This window comes from Nioella sp., assembly GCF_964229645.1.
GTDB lineage: Bacteria > Pseudomonadota > Alphaproteobacteria > Rhodobacterales > Rhodobacteraceae > Nioella.
Map to the genome: position 1 here is coordinate 1 of NZ_CAXREX010000020.1, position 8,740 is coordinate 8,740.

The following is an 8,740-nucleotide window of genomic DNA, read 5'->3' on the forward strand; positions in this document are numbered from 1 at the left end:
GGGCCGCTTTCGCGGCGCCGCGAAAGCTGGCGCGGTCTTGCAAACCCGCGCCCCGGCGCTGCCAGGGGCAGCGCAAGCGGAAGGCCCGTCGACGGGCCTTTATCCCGCCTGAACCGTCCGTCCCGCGATTCGCACCTCTGCGATTGCCCGGTCGTCGCCCATCATGATCGTGGGAAAGAGCGCCTCCCAGATCGTGTCGGCCCGCCGGGCCCGTTGTTCGATGGCCGGGGTGGAGCCGAGGTCCAGCACCACCAGGTCGGCCTCCATGCCAAGGGCGATCCGACCGACCTTGTCGGCGATCCGCAAGGCCCGGGCCGAGCCTTCCGTGGCCAGCCAAATCAGCTGCGCCGGATGCAGCGCCCGACCACGCAACTGGCCGATCTCGTAGGCTGCCGCCATCGTGCGCAGCATCGAGAAGCTCGACCCGCCGCCGGTATCTGTGGCCAGGCCCACGCGAATGGCGCCCCCCGCAAGCCCCATGTCGAAAAGGCCCGATCCGATGAAGGTGTTGGATGTCGGGCAATGCACCAGCGCGGCCCCGACCTCGCGCAGCCGGTCCAACTCGCGCGGCTCCAGGTGGATCGCGTGGCCATAAAGCCCGCCCGCCCCCAGAAGCCCATGCGCCTCGTAGGTATCGAGATAGTCTCGCGCCTCGGGGAAAAGCCCCTTCACCCAGGCAATCTCGTCGGTTTGCTCGCTCAGGTGGGTCTGCATCAGGCAATCGGGATGCTCCGCCCAAAGCGCACCAAGCGCGCTCAGCTGGCCCGGTGTCGAGGTGGGGGAAAACCGCGGGGTGATGATGTAGGACAGCCGGTCGACCCCGTGCCACTTTTCCAAGAGCGTCTTGCTGTCGTCATAGGCCGCCTGCGCCGAATCCCGCAGCCCGTCGGGCGCGTTGCGGTCCATGCAGGTCTTGCCCGCAAGGGCCCGCAATCCGCGCGCGCGCGCCTGCTCGAAATAGGCATCGACGCTTTCGGGGTGGATGGTGCAGTAGCTGGCCACCGTCGTGGTGCCGTTGGCCAGCGTCAGGTCGAAATAGCGCCGGGCGACCTCGGCGGCGTAAGCCCGATCGCCGAACCGCATCTCTTCGGGGAAGGTGTAGCTGTTCAGCCAGTCGATCAGCCGCTTGCCCCAGGAGGCGATGATGCCCGTCTGCGGGTAATGGGCGTGGGCGTCGATGAAACCGGGCAGGATCAGGCGCTGACCGTGATCGACCTGCTCGGCCCCCGTGTGGCGCGCCCGCAGGTCATCGGCCTGGCCGATATCGGCAATCTTGCCATCGCGGATCAGCACCGCGCCGCGCGCGTCATGGCGTGCCGCGGCCGGCCCCTCGACCAAGGGATCGGCGTCAAAGCGCACAAGCTGCCCAATCAGGAGTGTTTCAGCCATAATCTTCCTTTCCCCACCACCGGACCTGTCATATCTCTCGCACCGAGGGTATGTTATCCGAAAAAGCGTTAAAGACTTTCAAGGCGGGGATGAATGGCGCTCGACGAGCTTCAGAAGACGGACCTGAACGAGGACGCCTACGCGCTGGACGCCTCGCTTTACGATGACGTGCTCGAGGCGCTGGACGCGCGCGATGCCGCGCGGATCGAAGCGTTGTTCGAACCGCTGCACCCTGCCGACATCGCCGACCTTCTGGAACAGATGTCCCATTCCGAACGTGAAGCGCTGCTTCTGTTCTGGAACGAGGGCATCGACGGCGAGGTGCTGTCGGAACTCGACGAGGGCATCCGCGAGGATGTGATCGAGCTTCTGCCCGCGCCGGTGCTGGCCGAGGCGGTGCGCGATCTCGACAGCGACGACGTGGTCGACCTGCTCGAAGACCTCGAGGACGAGGACCAGCAGGCGGCGATTCTCGACCTTCTGGACGATGCCGACCGGGCTGCGGTCGAAGAGGCGCTGAGCTACCCGGAATATTCCGCCGGCCGCCTCATGCAGCGCGAGATCGTGCGCGTGCCCGAATTCTGGAGCGTGGGCGAAGCCATCGACTTCCTGCGCGCCGAAACGACCGAACTCCCGACCAGTTCTATCACCTGATCCTGGTCGATCCGCGCATGAAGCCGGTGGGCAATGTCACGCTTGGGCGGCTCCTGTCCTCGCAGCGCAAGGTGGCCTTGCGTGACATCGTCGAGGACACCTTCGTCCTGATCCCGGTCAGCCAGCCGGAATCGGAAGTGGCCTATGCCTTCAACCAGTATCACCTGATTTCCGCCCCGGTGGTGGATGATGACGGGCGGCTGGTGGGCGTCATCACCATCGACGACGCGATGATCGTGCTGGAAGACGAGGCCGAGGAAGACATCCTGCGCCTGGCCGGTGTCGGGGAAGGCAGCCTGTCGGACCGGGTGCTGGAAACCACCAAGCAGCGCTTTCCCTGGCTTTTCGTGAACCTGATTACCGCGATCTTCGCCTCGCTGGTGATTGCCCAGTTCGAAGACACGATCGCGCAATTCGTGGCGCTGGCGGTGCTGATGCCGATCGTGGCGTCGATGGGGGGCAATGCGGGCACGCAGAGCCTGACCGTCGCGGTGCGCGCCATCGCCACCAAGGACTTGACCGGCTCGAACCTGATGCGCGTCGTCATGAGAGAGGCGGGCGTGGGGCTGATCAACGGGCTGGTCTTTGCCGCCGTGATGGGGGCCGTGGGGCTGGTATGGTTCGACTCGCCGGCGCTTGGCGCGGTCATCGCGGTGGCGATGGTCATCAACCTTGTGATCGCGGGGCTTGCAGGGATCCTGATCCCGGTGGCGCTGGAGAAGCTGGAAATCGACCCGGCGCTCGCTTCGGGTGCCTTCGTGACGACGGTGACGGATGTGGTTGGCTTCTTCGCCTTCCTGGGGCTGGCAGGGGCGGTTCTGCTCTAGGCCGGTCAGCCCGCGGGCACTTCCAGCGTGATGGTGCGGCCCTGCTTGACATATTGCAGGCTGCTTTCGCCGATCGCGGCCACCTGGCCCCCATCCAGCCGGTCGCCCACTTCCACTGTCACGAAGCGGCCCGAGGGCAGGCGCACGAGGGCGCGGCGTTCAGAGGGCGCGCCGCTGACACCGATCAGGTTCACCCGGCGCAGGTTGATGGCGTTTTCCTCGGTCGCGGCACGGGTGACGGAGGCGGAGCTCGGGATGTCGAGTTCGATCGTGTCCGAGGCCGCCGCCGCGACCGGCGGCGTGGGCCCGGAATTGCCCGCCGCGCGGGCCTCTTCGACCAGGTCTTCGATATTGCCCGGGCGCAGGCGCGGCACGAAGGATATGGCCACGGCCAGTTCCGTGCCCGTGCCCGATCCCGCGGTTCCATCGGCGGCGGCGGCTTCGGCGGCCAGTTCCTGCACCGAGGCCGGACGGCCTTCGGGGCGGATGTTCGACAGCTCGTCGAAGGTGATGCCCCCCAGCACCGCGCGTTCGCGCTGTTCCTGAAGATCATCGGGGCGGGGCGTGGGCGAGATTGCCCGTAGAAGCGCCAGTTCGACTGCCCCCGCCGTGGCAGCCTCATCCTCCTGCGCGGCGGCTTCTTGCGGGGTTTCACCCGCCGAGCCTGCCAGGGCCACGGTTTCCGCAACCGCTTCGGCCGCCGCCTCTGCCGCCGCGGCGGCGATGGCCGCGGGCGCATCGCGCGGGCGCGGCTCTGGCGTGACGGCGGGCGGGCCGGCATAGACCAGGATGCCATAGGGATTGAGCGTGCCCTCCGCCGAAGGCTCCACCAGATCCTCGGCAGTCATGAAGATCTCGTCCGCAGGTGAGATCGAGACCCCCTGCAACGCGGCCAGTTCGGTGACGGGCAACGGCCCCGGCGCCCCAAGCGCCACCGCGTCATGGCTTTCCACGCGGGGATCAAGCCCCGCAAAGATCAACTCGCCCGGGTCGGTATCGGGCGAGGGCAGGGTGATGACCGGGGGGCGTTGCCAGATACCGGTTCGGGCGTAGAAATTGGCGTTTTCCTCTTCCGAGGGCAGCACCGTTTCCGGGTCGATCGGCGGCGGCCGCACCGGTTCGGGCTCCAGGTCCAGATCGGCGTCGATATCAGGCAGAAGTTCCGGCGCGCTCGGGGCCATGGTGGCGGGGCCGGGCAGGGCGCCTTCCTCGGTCAGCCGCGCCAGTTCCACCGGGGACACCTCGCCGCCCTCGCCAAGCCCGAGAACCGGGCTTTCCAGCCCGCCCGGGTCGGTTTCGGCGATGATCGTGTCTTCCTCGGTTCCCAGGCCCATCCAGCGGCCAAGCGCGGTTTCGGGCAGGTAGAAGGCAGCCCAGACCCCGATCAGCGCCAGCACCACCAGCAGGATCAGCGTCATGATCAGGCCGGTGCGCATCGACGGGCCGCGATTGGCCGCAACGGTGCCGCGCGCCAGCAGCCCACCCATGATCGGCGCGTCGGCATCGGCGATCTCTGCCTCTTTGCGTCGACGCCCCCCCGGTGCCATGAAGCGGCGGCGATTGGTGGCGGTGGCCTGTTCGGGCGGCGGCGCGATGGCCTCGGCGCTGCGCGCGGCGGCCTCTGCTTCGGCGGGTTTGGCCTTGGGCTTGCGCCCACGCTTCTTGGGGCCGCTTTCCGCAGCAGGAGGCGGCGGTGCAGGCGCAGCTTCGGCCGGTTCTCCCACTGCCGCGGGTGCTTCGGCCTTGTCCTTCGAGAGCCGCGATCCAAGCGCCTTCAGTCGCCCGCCAAGCCCCTGCTTCTCAGGCACGGGCCTGAGCGACATGGGCATCAGCCGCTTGGGCTTTTCGGCCTCCGGCGCGGTGGCCGTCTCCGGGGTTTTCGGGTCGGTCGTCTTGGTCTCTGCCCCGGCCTCGCGCGAGGCGCTGAGCTGCTTGCCAAGCTCGGCCATGCGATCGCGGAACGACCCTTTGTCCGGAGTCTCGCCGGATTTGCGGCGCGAGAAGGGGTTGTTGCCGAAGCCGCCTTTCGGGGTCTCCTCGGGCTCGGCCGCCGGGCGCGATTTCAGCTCGGATTTCAGGCGCGCGAGGGGCGGCAGCTTGGGTTCGGGCCCCGCCGCGCGGGGGCGGGCAGGCGATCCGGGGGCGGCTGCATCCCCCGACCGGGCCGCGCGCCCAAGGCTGGGTTCGGCACGCTCGTCAGCCCTGTCGGATCGGTCGCGCGGCAGTTGCGGAGTGGCCTCGGCCTCCTCCGGTTTCACGGCGCCGGGGCCGAAACGAGGCGCGCGGCTACCCACCAGGGCGCCCGCCTCCTTCGGCGGCTCTGCCCCCCGGCGACGGGTGCCGAAACCCGACGGCACGGCAATCGGTTCAGCCGTGGCGCTGTCCTCCGGCGGGGTCTCGTCCTCAGGCGTTTCTTCCGCCGCGACCGGCGCCCCAAGATGCAACCGCCCGGCTGGCGCGGCGCGGTCGGGCTGATCCGGTGCGTCCTGCCCGGCTGATGCGTCGGCCCTGGGGGCAGGATCTGTCGCCTCGGGGCTGACCTTGTCCTCTGCGACAGGCTCTGGTGCGGCTGCTTCGATGCGCCCGGCCTCATCTGTGCCGTCCTCCTGCGGAGCCTCGGCCGGAGCGACGTCCTCCTCCGCAGCCGGCTCATCGGCCTCCTGGGCAGGGGCCATTGCGGCGGCCTCGACCGGCGCCTCTTCGACCGGAGCAGCCGGCTCTTCCGCTTCGACCGCGTCTTCGGGCGCTGCCGCCTCCTCGCTTTCGGCCTTCGGCTTGTGCTTGTGCCAGGTATCGTGCCCGAACTCGATATCGTCGATCTCGCCCACCCAGTCGAGGCTGCGGTCGAAATGGGCAACGCCGCGATAGCGGTTGTCGAGCGGGCGCGCCCCGAAGCCCACGGGGGTAAACCCGTTCGCCTCGGCAAACTGGCGCGCTTCCTCCAGTGTTTCCTGCGCCACCACGGCCAGCTTGACCCGTCCATCTTCCAGTGGGAACCAGTCGAAGGCCAACTGGTCGACCGGGTAAGGGGTCAGCCCGTCAAGCCCGGCGCGAATCTGGTCGAGCCGCTCCTCCTCGTCGGGGCCGGGTGCGGTCAGCGATGTGTAAAGGATCTGGTCATCGGGCAGCAGGATGAGGGTTTCGAACCCCTTTCCAACCCGGGCCTCGGCCAGTTTTCGCAGCACCAGAAGGGACGCCCCCAAATCGGGAACATCCAACGGTGTGTCGCCCAGAACGGCCCAATGGCCAGCGGGCTGACGTTGCGCCAGGGCTATGCCCTCTGGCGAAAGGAACAGCGCAAAATTCGGTGCCATTCAGGTCCTCTGCCGATCCGGGCCCCTTCGATCCGTCGGGCCTCCCGTCCAACCCCGCCTCATATAGCAGAAAATCGTCAAGAAAAACCCGCGTCCGACCCGCCATCGGCAGGTGGGCGGAATTCATCCTAAGCCGTTCACGGATAAGATCAAAGAAAACTTAACATGCGGCGCGAACCGATCGTCTCCCGGCGGGAGAAACTCTTGCCAGAAGATGAAGGGCGCGCCGTTAACCTTAACGCGCGCGCCCCGTCTTCATTGTTCCCGAAAATATCCCGGGGGCGCCGCCGGCAGGCGGCGGGGGCAGAGCCCCCAACCCCCGTCGATATCAGGCGGTCGCCTTGGCCAGGGCCTGATCCAGATCGGCGATCAGGTCTTCCACGTTCTCGATCCCGATCGAGACGCGCACCACGTTGGGGGCCGCGCCCGCCGCTTTCTGCTGTTCGGGCGTCAGCTGGCGGTGCGTGGTCGAGGCCGAGTGGATGATCAGCGACCGGGTATCGCCCAGGTTGGCGACATGGCTGAAGATTTCCAGGCTGTCGACCAGCTTCACGCAGGCGTCGTAGCCGCCCTTGACCGCGAAGGTAAAGAGCGCGCCCGCGCCTTTCGGGCAGACCGTGGGGATGCGCTTGGAATAGGGCGAGCTGTCAAGCCCGGCATAGGTCACGTAGTCGATGCGCGGATCGTTCTCCAGCCAGGTGGCCAGCTTCATCGCGTTTTCCACGTGGCGCTCCATGCGCAGGCTCAGCGTCTCGATGCCCATCAGCGTGTAATGGGCCGCCTGCGGGTTCATGGTCATGCCCAGGTCGCGCAGACCGATGGCAATGCCGTGGAACGTGTAGGCCAGCGGGCCGAAGGTCTCGTGGAACTTGAGCCCGTGATAGGCGGGCTCGGGGGCCGAGAGCGACGGGAACTTGTCCGACGCGGACCAGTCGAACTTGCCCGAATCCACCACGACGCCGCCGGTCACGGTGCCGTTGCCGGTCAGGTATTTCGTGGTCGAGTGCACCACCAGCGTCGCCCCGAGCGAGATCGGGTTGCACAGGTAGGGCGTGGCCGAGGTGTTGTCGATGATCAGCGGCACACCTGCCTCGTCCGCGATGGCGGCGATGGCGGGGATGTCGGTGATGTAGCCGCCGGGATTGGCGATGGATTCGCCGAAGACCGCGCGGGTGTTGTCGTCGATCGCCTCCTTCACGGCATCGAGATCGTCGAAATCGACGAACTTGGCCGACCAGCCGAAGCGCTTGATGGTCTGGCTGAACTGGGTGACGGTGCCGCCATAAAGCCGGGTCGACGCCACCACGTTCATGCCCGGCTGCATCAGCGGGAAGAGCGCCATGATCTGCGCCGCGTGGCCCGAGGAACAGCAGACCGCGCCAACGCCGCCCTCAAGCGTCGCGATACGTTCCTGCAAAACGGCGACGGTGGGGTTGGTGAGGCGCGAGTAGATGTAGCCCACTTCCTGAAGGTTGAAGAGAGCAGCGGCATGTTCCGCGTCGCGGAAGACATAGGCCGTGGTCTGGTAGATCGGCGTCTGCCGCGCACCGGTGGCCGGGTCGGGCCGGGCGCCTGCATGGATCTGAAGCGTGTCGAAGCCGTAGGTGGGGCCGTCGGACATAGGAAAACCTCCCGTTTTTGCAAACCTGTCATGGCATAGGTCATGTGCGCGCGCGCCACAACAACAGCTTGGGGCGAAACACCGCCATGCGTCGCATTCGGAACGATTTTCCCACCCGGTGGACGGGATCGGGAACACAGACGGTCCCGTGCCGGGTTCCGCCGGGAAGGCGTCAGCGCAGCGGGGAAGCAGGGAGAATATCCGTTTTGCGATTGTGCCACGGCCAGGGCAGGGACAGACTGGCCGTGGCAGGAAGGTTAGGGGCGATGATTACGGAGCCGAACGACTACTTCATCTGGGGCTGCGGGCGCTGCAAGCGGTTCGATACGCCCGACTGTTCCACCCGGGCCTGGGCCGAGGGCCTGGGCCATCTGCGCCGGATCTGCACCGAGGCCGGCCTGTCGGAAACCGCGAAATGGGGGCATCCGTGCTACATGCATGCCGGGCGTAACATCGCCATCCTGGGGGCGTTTCGCGACAGTTTCCGCCTGACTTTCATGAACGGATCCCTGTTGACGGATTCGCATGGCATTCTCGAAAAGCGGGGCGAGCAGTCGCGCGTCGCCGACCAGGTCAGCTTTACCGATCCCGAGCAGGTCTTGCGGCTGGAACAGGTGCTGCGGGCCTATCTCGACGAAGCCAAGGGCCATGCAGAGGCCGGGCGACGACCCGAGAAGGCAAAGGCAGAGCTGGTCTGGCCCTCGGAACTGGTGGACGCGCTCGATGACGATCCCGAACTGGCACAGGCGTTTCAGGCCCTGACCCCCGGTCGTCAGCGCAGCCATGTTCTGCACCTGGAGGCGGCGAAGAAGTCGGAAACCCGGACCGCGCGCATCATCAAGGCGCGCGACAGGATCCTTGCCGGGAAGGGGGCGACGGAACGCTAGGGCGCGCTCAGTTCGATTGGGCCTGGGGCAGCTGCAACTCGTAGCCTG

At 67.2% G+C, this 8,740-nt stretch carries 4 protein-coding genes and 1 pseudogene; 2 read left to right on the forward strand and 3 right to left on the reverse strand.

Going from position 1 to position 8,740, the window contains the following annotated elements; genetic code table 11:
- Window positions 1-99: 99 nt before the first annotated feature.
- Window positions 100-1,389 carry a guanine deaminase gene (gene guaD / locus ACEQXV_RS01285; protein ID WP_370267504.1) on the reverse strand — a complete coding sequence of 430 codons (1,290 nt, stop codon included), beginning with the start codon at window positions 1,387-1,389 and terminating at the stop codon, window positions 100-102.
- Between the two features lie 93 nt (window positions 1,390-1,482).
- Here guaD and mgtE point away from each other — a divergent pair.
- A pseudogene (mgtE, locus tag ACEQXV_RS01290) lies at window positions 1,483-2,870 on the forward strand (magnesium transporter).
- A gap of 5 nt (window positions 2,871-2,875) precedes the next feature.
- Here the strand turns inward: mgtE and ACEQXV_RS01295 are convergent.
- Both ACEQXV_RS01295 and ACEQXV_RS01300 read right to left on the reverse strand, forming a co-directional pair.
- A complete protein-coding gene (locus tag ACEQXV_RS01295; RefSeq protein WP_370267506.1) occupies window positions 2,876-6,184 on the reverse strand; it encodes a hypothetical protein in 3,309 nt (1,102 codons plus the stop codon).
- Window positions 6,185-6,512: 328 nt separating this feature from the next.
- Entirely contained in the window at window positions 6,513-7,805 is a 1,293-nt protein-coding gene (locus ACEQXV_RS01300) for an O-acetylhomoserine aminocarboxypropyltransferase/cysteine synthase family protein (protein ID WP_370267508.1), read from the reverse strand.
- 266 nt (window positions 7,806-8,071) lie between these two features.
- Between ACEQXV_RS01300 and ACEQXV_RS01305 the strand changes: the two genes are divergently transcribed.
- Window positions 8,072-8,692, forward strand: coding sequence for a YdeI family protein (locus ACEQXV_RS01305; RefSeq protein WP_370267510.1), 621 nt, complete (start codon window positions 8,072-8,074; stop codon window positions 8,690-8,692).
- Window positions 8,693-8,740 lie beyond the last annotated feature (48 nt).